The sequence below is a fragment of the Streptomyces adelaidensis genome (assembly GCF_016598475.1).
GTDB classification, from domain to species: domain Bacteria; phylum Actinomycetota; class Actinomycetes; order Streptomycetales; family Streptomycetaceae; genus Streptomyces; species Streptomyces adelaidensis.
In genome coordinates, this window is record NZ_JAEMUX010000099.1 from 1 (window position 1) to 16873 (window position 16873).

Consider the following 16873-nt stretch of genomic DNA (forward strand, 5'->3'; position numbering starts at 1 on the left):
AAGGCGTAGGTCTTGTCGGGGCACTCGGTGCGGTGGCAAGAATTGGCGACCCGCGTCGGGTGGCTCTTGGTGTGTACGGGGGTTGGGAGAGCGGTGTGACGGGGTGGGACATAGACCCGGTCGGGGTGCGCGGTGTTCTGGAGACGTCGGGTACGCATGCGGAGAACCTGTCGGAGGCGGGTTCGGCGATGCAGGGGAACCTGGAAGAGGCCGCCTCGACGGCGGGGATGATCACCAGCCAGTACGGGCCCTACACGAGCACGGTCGGGGTGGTGGGTGCGGCGCTGGGTGAGTTCTTGCAGCAGTGGAGCCATGACCTGCTCTACATCGCCGAGCGCACGTCCAAGTCGCTGAGCGGGGCGGCGGAGGCCACCGGGCACTACATCGAGGGCGACTTGACTTTGGCGGCCAACGCGCAGCGCGAGGCGGCCAAGGAGCCGAAGGTCGAGCTGCCCGGGGTCGATTCGCCGGCCAAGGGTCAGTGATGGCGGACGAGGCGAATCTGATCGACCCGTCCGGGATACCGCAGTTCCTCGGGGATCTGTCCACGCTGGGCGTCGACGTGATGCTGTTGTACGCCAACGCGGGCCAGTTCCGGGCCTCGGGCGCTGATCTGCACACCGCCTTCCAGGGCCTGTCCGCCGTCTACCGTGCCCCGGAGGCCCATGACCTGTTCTCGTCCACGCGGCCGGTGCAGGCGAAGGCGGACGCGTTCGCGGACGATCTGGAGAAGGTCGCCGGGGCGCTGGACGAGTACGGCGTCGAAGTCAGGCCGCTGGTGGAGAGGTTGGCGACTCTCAAGGCGGATGCGCGGACGTTCGTGGACTCGTTGGCCGGAGACGACGACTGGCTCAAGGACAAGAACAAGGTCGACACCAACAACGACCTGTGGCATGACGTGAACTCCACGGTCGCCGCGTTCCAGGCCGCCGAACGCGCCTGCCACAACAAGATCACCGCTCTGGTCGGCGGCACCACGCTCACCGTCGACGACGGCTCGCACGGCGAGAACATGTACGGCTACCGCGCAGAGGATCTCGATCACGCGGGGGAGACACCGTGGGGTTCGGCGGTCGAGCAGGAGTACGAGGGCTGGGACTGGTTCACGCACACGTCCGGGCAGGTGTGGGACGGTTTCTGGACCGACGGCGTGATGGCCACGGTCCACGGCGTGGGCACTCTGTTCGGTGCGGACGGTTCGGACGCGGCGGGCGAGGCGTGGAAGGGTCTGGCCAAGCTCGGCACCGCCTCGTTCCTGACCAGTGCCACCCTCGGTACGTGGTGGCTGGTGCCCGACGACAAGCTCCCCTCGTGGCTGCGTGATTCGCGCACCACCTACAAACAGACCGTCAAGGGCTTCGTCGCCTGGGACACGTGGGAGAGCAATCCGGCCCGCGCGGCCGGCACGGTCAGCTTCAACGTGCTGGGTCTGCTGGGCACCGAGGGGGCGGGCGCGGCGGCCACCGGCGCCGGCCGGACCGGTGCGGCGGCCCGCGCGGTGTCGGTGGTGGGCAAGGTGGGGCGGGCCGTCGACCCGTTCACGTATGTCGGCAAGGCGGGCAAGTTCGCGTACATCAAGGTCGGAGACGCCTTCACCGCGCTGAAGAACCTGGACACCGGCGCCCAGCTGGACATGGCGGCAAGCAGCGGCGGCAGATACACGCTTCCGGACCAGCCGACCCCGCTCGCCGAACGTGCCGCCTCCGTCCCCGAGCACGCCGTTGAATATGTCGATCAGGCAGGCAAACGCGTCTACCTCGACACCAGGACGGGCGACGTCCTCGATGCCAACGGCAGTGTCCGCCAGTACGCGGACGAGGCCGCGCACGAACTCTCCGCGAACGACCGTACGGAGCTGGACGCGCCCGCTCGTTCGGACCGCTCACGCGACCTGGTCGGGGCCGGTGCCCGAGCTGAGCACGGAACCGGTTCCGCGTCACGTAGTGGCGAGCAGATACCTGGGCAGACCAGCGGGGAGGGCGGCGGCCACGCGGCTGCGCGCGACGGCGGCACGGGGAGGACCGCCGGTGCCGGCTCCGTCGAGCGGCCCGGATCCAGTGGCGGGACAGGAGAGCGTGGGCACGCCGGGGCGGGCAGCGGCGACGGCGCTCGCGGTTCTGAGCCCGACCATCGCTCGGCCGATCACGACCCTTCGGATACGCGGGACGCGGATGATTCATCTGCCCAACCAGGAGATGGCCCGGATCGGGAGCACCAGTCCGACAAGCCCGATACCGAACCAGATTTCACACGTCCCGAACTCATGCCGGGCAGGGCCAGACGAACCCTGCGTCAGATGCAGGCTATGCGCCACAGCCGGGCACGATTCAAGGGCGTTGAGGACTTCTTCCGCGACATGGTGGACGGTGCGCCGGAGCGCCACTACCCCGTACCGACCCATGACCACCCCTATTACCCTGTAGGGGGACCCAAGGGTCGCAATGTCGATGTGCCGGTCGATCTGCCGGACGGCCGTACTCTGGCCATCGAGGTCAAGCACTATCAGGGGTGGCGTACGGTCACGCTCACAGACGGAAGCACCAAGCCCGTGAAGGGTGAAGTCGAGCTGACCAAGGGCCTCATCGAACAGATCAACAAGGATCTGACGCTACGCCGTCTGGACCCCAAGTTCGATCCGCGCTGGGTCTTCTCACATGCGCCCCCGTCACAGGCCCTGCGGAACTATCTCATCCAGGCCCGCATTGTCTTCGTCGAATACGGGCCACCCCCCAAATAGGCAAACCTCAAAGAAGGTGCACCACGTGAGCAAGGCGAGCGAACCGGACCTCCAGCGATGGGCCGAGGAGGGCCGCCTCAACATCATCGACGTCGCGGACATGCTCGGGGTCCCCCCGGAGGTCTACACCCATGACCCCATGAGCCTTATTCCGGCTCTCCAGGACTACGTCTCGCGCGCCCCGCTCGACGACTTCGAGCAGTCCGACTGGATCACCCTGCACGCCGACCTGACGTCCTACGTCGCCGACTTCCTCATCCAGAAGTACGGCGCGCGCTGGGCGGTAGCAGACGACCCCACCGTGCCCCGCGGGCACCGCTACGTCATCGAGGCGACCGGGCGCGACGGGCAGACCCACCAGGTCGACCCCACCGAAGTCGTGAGGATGGAATTCGCCAGTCCTCCGGTCGAAATCGTCCGGATGCTGGCCACCGCGGAACTCACCCTGCGCCTGGCCTCAGAGGCCGGCGAGGGCTGACGCGGTCCGTTCTTCTCGCTTCATGCACGGTCGGATCGCCGCCGAGCAAAGCCACAGGCTCCGAGTTCTTGACGGGGCCCGGCTGTTTCATGGCCCAAGTCAAGCAAGAGCTTCACCCTGCTACGCCTCCACACAACCGATCGACCTGTCGCGGAGCCCGCTACCCGACGTCCAGATCACTACCCCGCCGATGAGCCGTCGGAGGCCCACTCATGACCAAAGACGTCATCGCTCTCACCCCGAAGATGCCGGACACCCGCTCCCTGCTCGCGGGCCTCTTCGCAGGCGGCCCCGACCTGGGGTTGACCGCCACCGGCGACGGTGCCGTCTTGCAACTGTGCACCCGTGAGGGCTGTCCCCTGGTCTCCGTCGAGGCACCGCTCCTGATCCACATACCCGGCGAAGCCGAACGCCTCCTCGGCCAGGATGTCTCCGCACCCCCGCCGCCGTACTGGTGGACCGAGACTCGCGCCTCGGCAGCCGTACCCGAAGCGGAACCTCTTGCCGACTCGGTGTGCGGGCGCCTGACCACGCTGCTCGGCGGGACGGTCTGGCCGCGCGACGCGGGTACGACACGCGTGGTGGCCATCCCGCAGGAGCAGCCGCCCGATGACGCACAGGACGTCGTCGCTCCGTCCGCTCCCGACGTTCCCTCGGTCGATGTCCTGACCGAGTCCACAGCGGTCGTCATCTCCGACCGTCCCGTCCTCGCCTTCACCACCTGGCTCTCCGACGTCCTGCGCACCGCGAGCGCCACCGACCGCGCCCTGCACCTGGTCACTCCACCCCATGCCCGGCTCACTCTCCCTCTGCGCACAGCGCTCAGAGGAGCCCCCAACCGGTGGGTGATCCAAAACCCGGCCGGCGGCTACTACGACGGCCTGTCCGGGGTCCCCCTCGCTTGGCAGCAGGGCACGTTCATCCCGATCGGCACGACGGTCGTCGACGCGTTCACCCAGCAGACCGAGCCCACCCCGGAACGCCAGCTGACCGTCACGTTCCGCACGGTCCACGCCCCCACCGCCGACCTGGTCCTCGGCCGCGGGCTGGAGACCGCCTGGCGCCACCTGACGGGCGCGGCACCGGTGGGGTGGAGCACGTCGGAGCCGGTCAACCTGCCCTGGTCACCACGCCAGCTGACGGACCTGGCCCGAGACCGGTCACCGGCTCCGACCCACCTGGTCGCGATCGGCGCCCCGGACCATCCGTCCATCGCCACACTGCGCACCGCGCGTACGAAGGCCGGCGTCGCCCAGGACATCACGCTCACGCTCGGCTACCCGTCCGCTGCGGAGGTCCCCCTGGACGCCGTCGAATCCCTCGCCTCCGCGCTGGTCGACGAGCACGGCCTGGTGTCGATGCTCACCACGCTCCGGGCGGCTCGCGCGGACCTGACCCTGACCCCGCGTCTGGAAGCCCCGCCGATCCCGGTGTCCTTCACCCTCGGCGCCCGAGACGTCAACGCCATCGGCCTCACCCACGCCCGAAGACCACCCGTCGCCCTGCGCCCGCGACAACTCGGCACGCACACGCACCCTGCCCTGCACTACATCCTGGGTGACGGAACCGACGCCGACGCGTGGACTACGTTCACCCACCTCACCACCCACCTCACCACCCACCTCACCACCCACCTCACCACCCACCTCACCACCCACCTCAAGGCCGCTCCTGGAGCGGGGTGAATCGGCCTGATGAGGAATGAGCCTCCTTCAGTCGGCCGTCACTTCCGGTGCGCGTGTTGGTCACGCGTCCATAGTCGGCGGTTCCGTCTCATCGGCAGGGAACTCGTCGTCCCCGGATACGTTGGCGCACCCGGTCCAGTCCCGTCGTTCAGCCCGCCTCCCCCGATCCAGAGACGCCTGCCGGTTCATCTCCGCGTCGGCTTCCATCATGGTGTGGATGCCGTCAGCGTGAGCTGCCCGGATCGCGGAATCGATCACGAACTGTGTCGCGACCGATCTGGTGGTCCCGAAGTCGATACCGGCTGCTGTCATGCCTCCTCCCCCAGCCTCACACCCACGGGTCCGGCAACGCGCCGCAGCCGGCCGGGGTCGGACAGGTGGTAGTTGTGGCCGTACTCGTTGACGTAGACGGCAGCGGGTTGAGGCCGACCTCGGCAACGAACCATTGGGCGCGCGCTCCGGGGCAGAACTGAGTGGGCACACGGCGGTCGGCTCGGGAAGGTCCCACGGGGGTCGGGTTCCCCACTGCACGACCGTGATCGACGATCAAGAGGTCGACGCCTCACCGTCAACCGCGCGCGAGGTTTCGAGAGCTCCGCAACTGCTGGCCCCCGCCTGGCCGTTCATGCGGAAGGCGGGTGAATTTCGTGAAGCTGCTGTGTAGTTGTTCAGAGTTGAAGATCTTCTCTCTTTTCGCAGCGGCCTTTCCCGCACCACGATGACGGTGATCTCGGGGGCTTGATCACTCACCCGCACCGTCATGCGCATGCGTCCGACCGGCATGCGCGGGGGAAGGGCACCCGTCTTGTCCCAGCAGCACCCGGGCAGGTCCCGCCGTGCCGGCCGTAGTACCGCCTCTCTGCTGGCCCCGGCCCTGGCCGGTGGCCTCTTACTGACCTGCGCCGCGCCCGTCCAGGCCGCTCCGCAGGAGGCGCAGCCGTCGCGTGCCGCCCAGAAGACCACCTACCTCGTCCAGCTCGCCGGCCGGCCCGTCGCCACCGATCCCGACACCGCACCCGCGCAGGGTGAGCGGCTCGACACCGCGACGGAGGCCGTCCGCGACCACGTCCGTGACCTGAAGCGGGAACGCGACAAGGTGCTGGACGCGGTGCCGGGCGTCAACCGCAGTACACCTACACGTATGTGTTAAACGGATTCTCCGCCCAGCTGACCTCCCGTCAGGCCGACGAACTCGCCCGTACCCCAGGCGTCGTCTCACTGACCCGCAACGTGGCGAGCCACCCCACCGCCACGACCGCCGCCCGGACCGACGCCACCGCCGGAGCCCTGAACCCCCCGACACCGCCCGGTTCCTGGGGCTGAAGGACCGCAAGGGCCTCTACTCCAAGATTCCCGGCGGTCGGCGCAACGCCGGCGGGGGCATGATCCTCGGTGTGATCGACACCGGGATCGACACCGGCAACCCGTCGCTCGAGGCACTCCCGGAACCCCGCCCCGACGCCGACGTCATCGCCAAGAAGTGGAAGGGCGACTGTGACCGCGGCGCGGACAGCGCGCACCTGGTCACCTGCAACAACAAGGTGATCGGTGCCCAGTACTTCAACAGGGGTGTCACCGCCCCGACGGCCACCGACTGGGCGTCCCCGATGGACGGTTCGTCCCACGGCACGCACACCGCGACCACCGCGGCCGGCAACTCCGACGTGCCCGCCACCGTGCCCGACACGGGCATAGCCGGGCAGATATCCGGGCTCGCCCCCGCAGCCCGGATCGCGGCCTACAAGGTCTGCTGGAGCAGCGGCTGCTGGACCGTGGACATCGTCGCCGCCTTCGACAAGGCCGTGGCCGACGGCGTCGACGTCATCAACCTCTCCCTCGGCGGCAGTAACACCGAGCTCGCGAACAGACCGGAGTACATGGCCGAGTTCAACGCGGCCAAGGCGGGTGTCTTCATCTCCGCCGCGGTGGGCAACTCCGGCCCTGGCACGGCCTCCAACGGAGTCCCGTGGCTGACCACGGTGGCCGCCTCCAGCCACGACGTCGGCTACCGCGCGACCGTCACCCTTGGCAACGGCACCCCGTACACCGGGGTCAGCGGCAGCGGCTCAGCCGTGCCGTCCGCGCCACTCGTCGACGCGGCGCAGGCCGCCAGGAGCGGGGCGGACACGAACCGGGCCGCGATGTGCGTGCCGGGCACCCTCGAACCGGCCGCGGTCAAGGGCGCGATCGTGGTCTGCGCCCGCGGCGGCGCCCTCCGCCCGGCCAAGAGCTCCGAGGTGAAGAGAGCCGGCGGTGTCGGCATGGTGCTGTACAACACCAACACGACCGAGGAGCAGACCGTCGACGCCCACGCCGTGCCGAGCGTCCAGCTCGACAAGGCCGACGGCGCGGCCGTCAAGGCGTACGCCGACGGTGCCGGTGCCACCGCCGAACTCACGGCGGCGCACTCCGGGCACCAGCAGGCCCCGCAGATCCCCGGGTTCTCCGCCGGCCGCCCCGACCTCAACAGCAACGGCGATCTCCTCAAGCCCGACATCGCGGCCCCCGGCGTCGACATCGTCGCGGGCACCACGCCGGGCGGTGACGCCGGCACGTACAAGGGCGAGCAGGGCATCCTGGCCGGCACGTCCATGGCCGCCCCGCACGTGTCCGGCCTCGGCCTGCTGCTGCGGCAACTGCACCCCGACTGGTCTCCCATGGAGGTCAAGTCGGCGCTGATGACCACCTCGACCACCAAGGACAACGAGGGCACGCCGATCCAGCGCTCCGGCGGCGTCAGCGCCACCCCGCTCGACTACGGCGCCGGGCACGTCGTCCCGAACGGCGCCGACGACCCGGGCCTGGTCTACGACTCCACCTCCGCCGACTGGACCGCGTACCTGTGCGCCATCGGCCAGCCGCCGGTGACCGACGACGCCAGCGACGCCTGCGCCGGGGTGAGGAAGACCGACCCGAGCGACCTCAACTCCCCGACGATCTCGGTAGGTGACCTCGTCGGTGAGCAGACCGTGACCCGCACCGTCACCAACGTCACCGGCAGGACGGGCGTCTACATCGCCACGCTGCGGACGCCGCCCGGCTACAAGGCCACCGTCTCACCGAGGACGCTGATCGTGCCGGCCGGGGGGACGGCCACTTACAAGGTCACCTTCACCCGCACCGACGCGGCCTACGGCGCCTGGAGTTTCGGCTCCGTCGACTGGAGCGACAAGCACCACAGGGTCCGCGGCGCCGTCGCCCTGCGCGCCGCGCAGATCGACGCGCCGGCCGAGGCCAACGGCCGGGGCGGCACCGCCCAGGCCACCGTCGGCCGGTAGAACCTCCCGCCGGCCGGGCCTGCCTGGGCCCGGTCGGCGACGGCACGGACACCGTCGGGATGACCACGTCGACCGTTACGCCGTAACCCCCGGGGAGCAGCACTGTGGGTGGGGAGAAGGGCGAAGGCACCGAGGGCGACGGTCCGCTTGTACTGGGCCGACGTGGCTTTCCAGCGGGTCCGGTAGTCGGCGAGGCTGGTGGCGTGGCACTGCGCGCCGACGCGGAGCGACGGCCACGGGGCGGCTGGTACGGCGGCTCAACCCTGATCGACGCCCTGCTCGAGGACCGCCACACCAGCCACTGAGAGCGGCTGCGATGAACCAGGCGCGTCAGGACGTAGAACAGGGATGGCTCACCTTGTCGAAGCCATGGGGCTTGCTGCTCCCCACGACGTGTCGAGGAACGGGCTCGGCTTTCCATGCCAGAAAACGTCCACACTGTCGCGTGCTCTTGTCGCCGCCACGAACAGCGAGGACCGAGCCCGTTGGATCTCGCGCCGGTGGCGGACCGGGTCCGTACCGCGCAGCCTGTTGACGACCTCTCGGGGTACGAGTCCGTCGGCCACACCCGCGATGATCATTCGCTGGTACTCCAGCCCCTTGAACCGGAGCTTGTCGTAGTTCTCGTCGGCGACGCCATCGAGATCGACAATGCCGTCCACTTGGCGCGTCCGACCACCGAGCATCACGAAGCGTGCAACTTGCGTCACATCGTCACCAGATACTTGCGCACTTCGGCCATGGGGACCGAAAGGGCTCTCTTTCACCTGCCTTGACTTACGCGGACCCTGACGGGAAGGGAAAGCGCGCGGGCAGTGTCGAGGGGGAGCCGCGATGTCCGAACCGCTCTACGTTCCCGTTCTGCCCGTCCGGCAGCATGCCCGGATGGCCTACGAGCGACTCCGGCCCGACATACAGGCGGCGGTCGCACCGCTCTGGAACCTCCCGCCCTCTCCCGGTGTGACGCCGGCGGAGTTGGCGAGGGCCCACTGGCAGAAGGAGCTGGGCCGGGTGAGGGGTGTGCACCGGCGTCATCCAGGGTGGATCGACGCCCCGTTCGCCGAGGCCGCGCAGACACCGGCGCTCGCCGGAATCCTGGCCGAGTACAGCGCGCTCTCCCGCTTGCTGCGCCCGGTGACCGGGCCCGAGCGGAGCGAGGCCCAGCAGACGGCCGCGGTGGAGACGGCCCGTCGCTGCGGCTGCGGAGTAGGCATCCGCGTCCGCATGCCGGGGGAGTGGGACGCGGCCACCGCCGACGACGTCGGCGGACTGCTGGCCAGGGTCGACCGGGATGTGCCCGTCGATCTGCTACTGGACCTGGGCGGCGTCCTGCCCGGCCGCCCCGACGCGGGAAAGGAGGCGCTGCGTGCCCTCGACGCGTTGGTGGTCCTGAAGGACAACTGGCGGACCGTCGCCGTACTCGGTGGGGCGTTCCCCCGAGTCACGGACGAAATGGCGCGGTTGGGCGAACCACACGAGGAGCCCCGCGCCGACTGGGACATGTGGCACGAGATACGGGCGGGTCGCCGGGAACGCCTTTCCCGGTTGAGATTCGGCGACTACGGAGTGCAGCCCGCCACGGCCCTGGCCACGGAGCCGGGGGACGGAGGACCGCCCTGGGGCGTGCTCCGCTACACCGCCGACCGCTCGTTCGTGCTGTGCAAGGTGTTGAACGGGGGGCCCGACCGTACGGCGGGCATCCGGGCCGCCGCCCGTCGGATCCGCGATCTGCCCGAGTTCCGGGGAGCGGTCGCGAGCGCCGGAGAGACCTGGCTGCGCGACTGCGCCGACGGGCCCATGACGGACAGCGAGGGCTCCGGCAACCACACCCAGTGGCTCTGGGCAGGCAACGTCCAGCACATGACGTACGTCGTCCGGTCCATGCCCGGTAGCTGAACAGGCCGGCGGAGGTACCTCCCAGCTCAGTCGAACAGCGGTGCCAGCGCCTCCTCGCCCGCCATGACCCGCCACGCCGGTACCCGTACCGTCCGGCTCACCGGGCACGCCTTCGCCCCGTATCCCCCGGACGGCAGCCCGGTAAGGAGGTCGCCCCGCGCGTGCGTCAGCCGCAGGTGCCGGGCCGGGTCGATGCCGGGCGGCGGGCCGCGGTCGATCAGCACCGCCGTGTTCTCCCCGGCCTCGGTGAACAGCAGGTCCACCGGGTGTCCGCCGACCAGCGTCGCCCGCTCCAGGTCGGTGATGCCGCGTTCGGCGAGGTACTGCTGGAGGCGGTCGGCGAGTTCCTTGCGGAACCCGGTCACCGAGGTGGCCGTCACCACTGGCCCGCCGTCCTCACCCCCGTCCGCGCCCAGCGGCGCCGAGCGTCCCGCGAGCAGGGTCGGCAGTCCGCTCTGCCCCTGCCAGAACGCGTGCCCGCCCACGGTGACCAGCTGCGACTTGGCCCGGGTCACCGCCACGTTCCACAGGTTGACCTGGCTCGCCACCCAGTGGGTCGTCCTCGGCGGTGTGTTGTGCGTGGCCACCGGGCTCAGCACCATCACGTCGCGCTGCCCGCCCTGGAAGGCGTGCACCGTGCCGACCCTGACCCGGTCGTCGTCGCGCCATACCCGCGCCAGTGCCTCCTTCTGCGCCCGGAACGGCGTGACCACCCCCACAGTCGCGTCCTGCGGCAGCCGAGCCAGCAGCTCGTCCACCACCCGCCGTACGGCCTCCGCCTCCGCAGCGTTGCGCCAGGACCGCCCGTCGCCGCCCCGCGCCGACTCGCCGTGCGGTACGTCGACCCAGCCCAGCACCGGCGCCGGATCGGCCGCCCCCACCGGGTCGAGGGCCGGGACCTGCCGCCGTACGTCGGTGAGCACCTGCAACTGGCCCGCGTAGCAGTAGCCGTTGACGACGTCGGCGATCCGCGGGTGGCACCGGTAGTGCTCGTCGAGGAGCAGCGCGGAGTCGCCGTGCTGCTCGGCCGCGTGGTACGAGGAGTACACGTGGTACGTGAGCCGATGGTCCTCCAACTGCGCCGCGCTCAGCCCGTTCCTGACCCGCGCCTGCCGTTCCTGCTGCGGTGACACGCCGGGGATGTGCCCCAGCTGCATCGGGTCGCCGATGATCAGCGCCCGGCGCGCCCGGAACAGCAGCGGCAGCACCGAGGGGATGGAGCACTGGCTCGCCTCGTCGATGACGACGAGGTCGAACAGCTTCGGGGCGAGTTCCAGCTGCCGCACCGAGTGGGTGCTGACGGCCCACCCCTTGATGTGCGTCATCAGGTTCTTCTGGCTCCGCTGGTAGCCCGAGCGGCCCCGGAGCGCCTGGAGCCGCTGCCCCATGAGTCCGCGCGCCCTCGTCAGCGCCTCGGCGGACACCGCCCGGGACAGCTCCGCCGACAGGTCGGACAGCGTGCCCGCCGCCTCCAGCCGCGACCGCTTCAGCCCGTCCTCGTCCCACCCCGTGAGCCGGGGGACGAGTTCCCGCACCTCCCGCTCCACGGCCACCGCGTCCGCCAGCGACTCCAGCAGCCCGGCCGGCACCGGGCGTCCGGTCACCCACTCCGGCCACGAAGGCCGGTCCGGACGGTCCGGCCGGTCCTCGGACGGGGCATCCGCCGCCGAGACCAGCGCGGCGAGCGCCCGCCCCCGACGCCACGGACCGAGCAGCCACCAACGGGCCCCGGCCACCTTCCGCGCCCTGTCCTCCCAGCGCCCCAGCGCGGCCACGCCGTCCTCGTCCGCCGCCCAGACACCTTCCAGGAGTGGCAGCGGCAGCTCCAGCGCCGCCGCCCGCTCCTCCCGGTCCTGGAGCAGTTCCAGCAGCCGTGCCTCCCCACCGACGCGGCGTGCCGCCTCCGCCCGCAGCCCGTCGGCCGTCTTACGGCTACTGCGCAACTGCCCGCCCACAGTGGCCGATCCGCGTCGCGGGGCCTGGGCGGGTTCGCCGAGCAGCCGTTCCAGTTTCGTCGCCTCCCGCTCCAGCGCCTCGGCGTTGCCCGTCCGCATCAGCAGACCCGGCGCGATGTCGTCGCAGCGTTCGGCGACGACGTTCACGGCCTCGTTGTTCGTCGAGGCGACCAGCACGGACTGCCCGGCGGCGACACACGTGGTGACGACGGCCGTGACGACCTCGCTCTTGCCCGTCCCGGGCGGCCCGGTCGCCACCGTCAGGGGCCGCGTCATCGCCGAGGCGATCACCAGCTCCTGGCTCTCGTTGCACGGCCCCGGAGCCACCACGTCGGCGGACGCGTCCCGCGCACTACCCTCACCGCCGCTCAGCAGCGCGTCCAGGGCGGTGCCGGGGATCTGCCCGGTCCGCGTCGACATCTCCAGCAGGTTGTCCACCAGGGCCTGGGTGGCGATGGCCTCCACACCCGAAGGCACCAGCAGCACGGCCGCGTTGTGCGCGCCGGGCCGCAGCGCCTGCATCACCGTCCGCTCGCTGAGGGCGGACGGGTCGAGCGGCTCCAGCTCCGGCAGCCCCAGTTCCTCCAGCAACTCCCGTACGGCGCGCAGCATCTGCGCGTCGTTGCCCTCCTGCCAGGACGGCTGCCAGCGTGCGACGAGGTCGGCCGCGTCGCCCGAGTCCAGCAGTTCCGAGACGACACCCGTGTGCAGGGACGGCACACCACTGGGCCGGAGCACGTCCCGGCCGTCCTCGTCGGGAGCCAGTTCCATCTGCTGGATGAGCAGCGGCGCCAACTCCACCGCCGTACGACGCCCCCGGCCCCCGCCGTCCCGCACGGGCAGCGTGATCGCCGGATAGCCGTACCAGTACTCCTGCTGCGCCCCCACGTCACCGCCGTTCGCACCGGCCGGCTTTCCCTGCGGCTTGGGCAGCTTCCCGGGAGCGGGAAAGGCGGAGCCCCGTCCGGACTGGATGGTCTCCTCGCCCTGGCCCAGCAGGAAGTACTTCGCATCGCGCCCGCTGTCACGGTCGGGCCGCATGCCGGCCGCCGCCTGCGCGGTGAGGCAGTGCGCGTAGTACCGCAGCAGCCGCTGCCAGTCGACGCCGTCGCGTGCGTCCAACGCGGCCAGTTCCCGGGCCTTCAGCAGGGCGGGGGAGCGCCGGGCGGCCTGGGCCGCGTCGCGGGGCAGGGCCGGGATGTGCACCGGGCGCGCGACCGACCGGGCGAAGGGTAGTTGGTTCGTGGCCCTGAATGTGGACTTGGTGGGCCGCTGCTCCTCCGGTACGCCGTCGCGCCTCATCTGTGCGGTCAGGTACTCGAAGAGGTCGTCCGGTGTGATCCAGCCGCCGCCCTTGATCCGCCCGTTGCGGAGCCCCTCCACGATCTCCCCGGTGAACCGGGACGTGCCGAGGCTCGACCCGGGCGGCGCCATCGCGGACGCTGACTGGAGGGCGTCGGAGGCGGTGATGAAGTACACGCCGGTCGGCCGCAGCAGGGTGCTCGGCGCGGGCCGTGCGGGTTCCCCGGCAGGGCCCTTCGCGGTCCAGCCCTGTACGACTGAGCCGCTGGAGCAGCAGTCCAGCAGCACCAGCTTCGAGGAGGCCCGGCACGACTGGAGCATCCGCTCCAGGAACTCCGCCGGGACCGCCGTGCGCGGCAGATCGTCCGGGTCGGTGTCGCGGGTCAGGAAGTACAGCTGGTTGTCGTCCTCGCAGAACTCGCCGTGCCCGCTGAAGTAGAGCAGGGCGGTCTCGCTGGGCTGCCGCGCGTTCAGGAACGTCTCGATGGAGTGCAGCATCTCCGCGCGGGTCGGATCGGCGACCATCGCGCAGTCGTTGTACATCCCGATCTCGGTGTTCTGCAGCACCGCCCGCATGTAGTGCAGGTCGGCGCGCACGGGTGGCAGGTCGGGGTACGCGTTGCTGTGGTACGTGGACACGCCGACGAGCATGGCGAACCGGTCGTTGTCGGTCATGGGGCTCAGCCCGCCGCAGGGGTGTCGCCGAGGCCGTCGTCACCCGTGTGGTGAGGGGGCTCGCCGTCGCCCGCGAGGAACCGCTCGATCCGCCCGTCGTCCTCGCGGGCCTCTTTCCCGGTGATGTGCAGGGTCGCGCCGTCCGGCCGCTTCACGATGATCGTGCGCTGCGGGACACGCGCCAGCCAGATCTGCACCCCGGCGGCGACCAGCGAACCGGAGCTGATCAGCACCCCGATGGTGTCGGCCGACACCCCGCCCTTGTCCGTCCCACCGGCCGCCGCGCTCCGCCGGGGGACGTCCAGGGCGGCCCCGGGGTCGACGTCGGTGATCCCCGCGAGCAGCTCACGCGCCTCCTTGCGCGCCCGCAACGGGTCCTCGTCGACGATGGAGATCCGGTACCCGGTCCGGTCCTCGGGCATGGTGGTCACAGCGGTTCCCCTCAATGTGCCGTGCTCCTGACGGAGGCGTGAGCGGCTGACGTTAGTCGGCGGGTCCGACACCGGGCGCCCGGGTTTCCGAAAACCTGTCAGGCGTTGGCGGGAAGTGGCTGGTCGGGAGCGGGGCGGGTGTCCCGCGGCGGGGAGGTCGCGTCCGGTCGGGCGACGGGACCGCTATGCGCGGGGGCGGGTGGTGAGCCACTCCTGTAGTTCCCGGTGGCGGAACTGGTACGCCGTGCCGGAGATCCGCAGCAGGCCGGCCCCGTAGGCCCAGTCGAGGAAGGCACCGAGCCGCCAGGGCAGTCGGCCACGGGAGCAGCAGAGGAAGACCACGTAGCGCCGGCCGGCACCGGTGGCGAAGTACAGCCCGCCCACGAGCCCGCCCGTGAACCCGGCGACGAGTCCGAAAGCGAGTCCGAACGGGGCGCCGAAGGTGAGTGCGCCCGCGATTCCGCCGGCGAACCCGAAAGTGAGCCCGCCCGTGAGGCCGATCACGAGGTCGTCCCGGACCAGGTGGCGGGGGTCCGCCGGCGAGGGGAGCCAGCTCGTGTGGGCGGCCGCGGCGGCCGGGGCGGCGAACGCGCCCGCGAGCCCGCTGACGAGCCCGATCGCGAGCCCGCCCGTGAGCGCGATCACGGGGCCGCCCGCGAGGCCGACGGCGAAGTCGACGGCAAGGCCCACTCCGAGGCCCACCCCCAGGCCGCCCACGAGCCCGGCCCCGATCCCGTAGACCATCTCCCGGACGATTCGCAGTCGTTGAGCGGGGTCCCGCAGTCGCCGCAGTGGGACTGCCTGGGGCCGCTGGGGGTGTGCTCTGCCGGCCTGCCACAGGGCCCCGACCCCGAGCAGCATGACGGGTACGGTGCCCAGCAGCTCACGCGGGGAGAGGCCGCTGGGGACCTGTGCCAACAGCAGGGCGTCGAGGGCGAGGAAGAGAAGCGCGGCGAGGAGCGCGTCGGCGGTGCGGACCCGGCGACGCCCTGCCATGTGCCACAACTGGTGGAGTACGAGGTCGGTGTCGGCTCCGGCCGCCGCTGACGAGGACGCGGGGGCGGCGGTGGCGAGGTGGGCGGCGAGCGCGGCCAGCCAGCGGTGCGTCTGGTCGGGCCGGTATCGGCCGGGGCGGGTCGGGTGCTGGCTGATGGCGGCGGGCAGGTACGCGCCGAGGAGGTGGTCGCGTACCCCGCCGGGAGAGGCGAAGCCGAGCAGGTCCCCCGGGGCGCGGCGGTAGCCGAGAGTGTCGGGGCGGCGTTCCTCGTAGGCGGTGGCGGCCAGATTGAGCCGCCAGGGCGTGCTCAGGGTCTGGGCGAGGGTGCCCCCGGGCTCGGCGGCCAGGGTGTCGAAGACGGTGGTCCAGCGGGCGGGACCGGTGCTGCGGGCGGCGAGGTAGGCGGTGGCCTGGGCCGGGGTGACGGGGGTGATCTCGACGCGTGCGGCTTCCCGCATCCGTACGTCCAGTCGGGCCAGCTCGGCGTACTGGGCGGTGCGGCAGGTGAGGATCACCGGGGCGTTGCCGGTGGGATCCTGGTAGGCGTTGAGCTGCTCCAGGGCGCTGGGGGCGCGGCGTCGGCCGACCGGGGTGGTGGCGGTGTCCATCTCGTCGAGGCCGTCCAGGACCGGCAGCACCCGGTGCCGGTCCACCAGCAGCCAGGCGTCCGCCGCGGTGACGCCTCGGTCGCGGAACTGCTCGTGGACCTGCTCGGCGAGCCAGTCCCGCAGCGGTCGGTCGGTGTTCCAGCCGGCCAGGGAGAGACGGACCGGGACCGGGTCGGCCTCGGTGCGCTCGGGGTGGGTGAGCAGGCCGAGCAGGAGGTCCAGGGCGAGCAGAGTCTTGCCGGAACCCGGCTCGCCGGTGATCACCAGGCGGGCCGGGCGCAACCGCCGGTAGTAGGCGACGACATCGGTGAGGCGCCCTTCCTCAGCGGCACCGACGGCCTCGTTGGCAGGCTCGGGCCGGTGACGGAAGACCAGATCGATGCGGTGGGCGCCGGGACCGATCAGCTGCGCACGCTGACGGGTCTCGGCCGCGGTGACCGCCGCGGCCAGCGTCCCGGCCTTCGCGTCCGTGTCCGCGGCGGCCTCGGCGCGATCGTCCCGGTAGGCGATCCAGGCCAGGAAGGCACCGGGCAGAGCCGGAAGCAGGGCGACGGCGGTCGCGGCCGGCCGAGCCACCTGGAACTGCTGCGACAGCCACAGCGCCAGCCCCGCGCTCACCGTCTGTAGAACGAGAAAGACCAAAGCCGCCCTGCGTGTGCGTGATACCCCCATATCAGGCATATTTCCCGTTCGGCCCGCCCCGCGAACCGCGATCACGCCACCTTCCCGGATCACGCCCTCAAACGGGATCCAGCGTGAGGTGGGCCGTCGGGCGAGGTGGCAGCGGAGCTGCTCCTTTTCCCAACGGCCTCCTCCCGAACCCGTCGTGCG

The 16873-nt window shown here is 71.1% G+C and carries 12 protein-coding genes and 1 pseudogene; 8 read left to right on the forward strand and 5 right to left on the reverse strand.

All coding sequences use genetic code 11. From position 1 onward, the window contains the following. Positions 1-95: 95 nt before the first annotated feature. The 4 genes from I8N67_RS35520 (at position 96) to I8N67_RS35535 (ending at position 4900) form a co-directional block, all read left to right on the forward strand. Positions 96-485 carry a DUF6507 family protein gene (locus tag I8N67_RS35520; RefSeq protein ID WP_200308413.1) on the forward strand — a complete coding sequence of 130 codons (390 nt, stop codon included), beginning with the start codon at positions 96-98 and terminating at the stop codon, positions 483-485. Further along, positions 485-2737, forward strand: coding sequence for an ICP22 family protein (locus I8N67_RS35525; RefSeq protein ID WP_200308414.1), 2253 nt, complete (start codon positions 485-487; stop codon positions 2735-2737). Before I8N67_RS35520 ends, I8N67_RS35525 begins: the two co-directional genes overlap by 1 nt. Before the next feature lie 25 nt (positions 2738-2762). Then, positions 2763-3215: a hypothetical protein gene (locus I8N67_RS35530; protein ID WP_200308415.1), complete on the forward strand. Its 453-nt coding sequence runs from the start codon at positions 2763-2765 to the stop codon at positions 3213-3215. 212 nt (positions 3216-3427) lie between these two features. Then, a complete protein-coding gene (locus tag I8N67_RS35535; protein ID WP_234046808.1) occupies positions 3428-4900 on the forward strand; it encodes a DUF6177 family protein in 1473 nt (490 codons plus the stop codon). Positions 4901-4960: 60 nt separating this feature from the next. Here the strand turns inward: I8N67_RS35535 and I8N67_RS35540 are convergent, their stop codons facing one another. Next, the gene (locus I8N67_RS35540) at positions 4961-5212 is read right to left on the reverse strand and encodes a hypothetical protein (RefSeq protein WP_200308416.1); all 252 of its coding nucleotides are present in this window, start codon (positions 5210-5212) and stop codon (positions 4961-4963) included. Between the two features lie 493 nt (positions 5213-5705). On the opposite strand from I8N67_RS35540, the gene I8N67_RS35545 reads away from it, so the two are divergent. From I8N67_RS35545 to I8N67_RS35555, 3 genes are all read left to right on the forward strand, one after another. Next, on the forward strand, positions 5706-6050 hold the full coding sequence (locus I8N67_RS35545) for a hypothetical protein (RefSeq protein ID WP_200308417.1): 345 nt from the start codon (positions 5706-5708) through the stop codon (positions 6048-6050). Next, complete coding sequence (locus tag I8N67_RS35550) at positions 6044-6223, forward strand: protease inhibitor I9 family protein (RefSeq protein ID WP_200308418.1); 180 nt, start codon at positions 6044-6046, stop codon at positions 6221-6223. The genes I8N67_RS35545 and I8N67_RS35550 overlap by 7 nt, the downstream gene beginning before the upstream one ends. A gap of 71 nt (positions 6224-6294) precedes the next feature. Further along, positions 6295-8178 carry a S8 family serine peptidase gene (locus I8N67_RS35555; protein WP_200308419.1) on the forward strand — a complete coding sequence of 628 codons (1884 nt, stop codon included), beginning with the start codon at positions 6295-6297 and terminating at the stop codon, positions 8176-8178. Between the two features lie 353 nt (positions 8179-8531). On the opposite strand, the pseudogene I8N67_RS35560 reads toward I8N67_RS35555, so the two are convergent. Further along, positions 8532-8786: pseudogene (locus I8N67_RS35560) on the reverse strand (UvrD-helicase domain-containing protein); the annotation flags it as partial. Positions 8787-9012: 226 nt separating this feature from the next. Between I8N67_RS35560 and I8N67_RS35565 the strand changes: the two are divergent. Then, on the forward strand, positions 9013-10074 hold the full coding sequence (locus tag I8N67_RS35565; protein ID WP_200308420.1) for a beta family protein: 1062 nt from the start codon (positions 9013-9015) through the stop codon (positions 10072-10074). A 26-nt stretch (positions 10075-10100) separates the two neighbouring features. On the opposite strand, the gene I8N67_RS35570 is transcribed toward I8N67_RS35565, so the two are convergent. From I8N67_RS35570 to I8N67_RS35580, 3 genes are all read right to left on the reverse strand, one after another. Next, positions 10101-14006 (reverse strand): caspase, EACC1-associated type, encoded by a 3906-nt coding sequence (locus I8N67_RS35570; RefSeq protein ID WP_200308421.1) that lies wholly within the window; start codon positions 14004-14006, stop codon positions 10101-10103. A 5-nt stretch (positions 14007-14011) separates the two neighbouring features. Next, complete coding sequence (locus I8N67_RS35575; protein WP_200308428.1) at positions 14012-14428, reverse strand: effector-associated constant component EACC1; 417 nt, start codon at positions 14426-14428, stop codon at positions 14012-14014. Between the two features lie 192 nt (positions 14429-14620). After that, positions 14621-16660: an NACHT domain-containing protein gene (locus I8N67_RS35580; protein WP_200308422.1), complete on the reverse strand. Its 2040-nt coding sequence runs from the start codon at positions 16658-16660 to the stop codon at positions 14621-14623. Between the last annotated feature and the right edge of the window lie 213 nt (positions 16661-16873).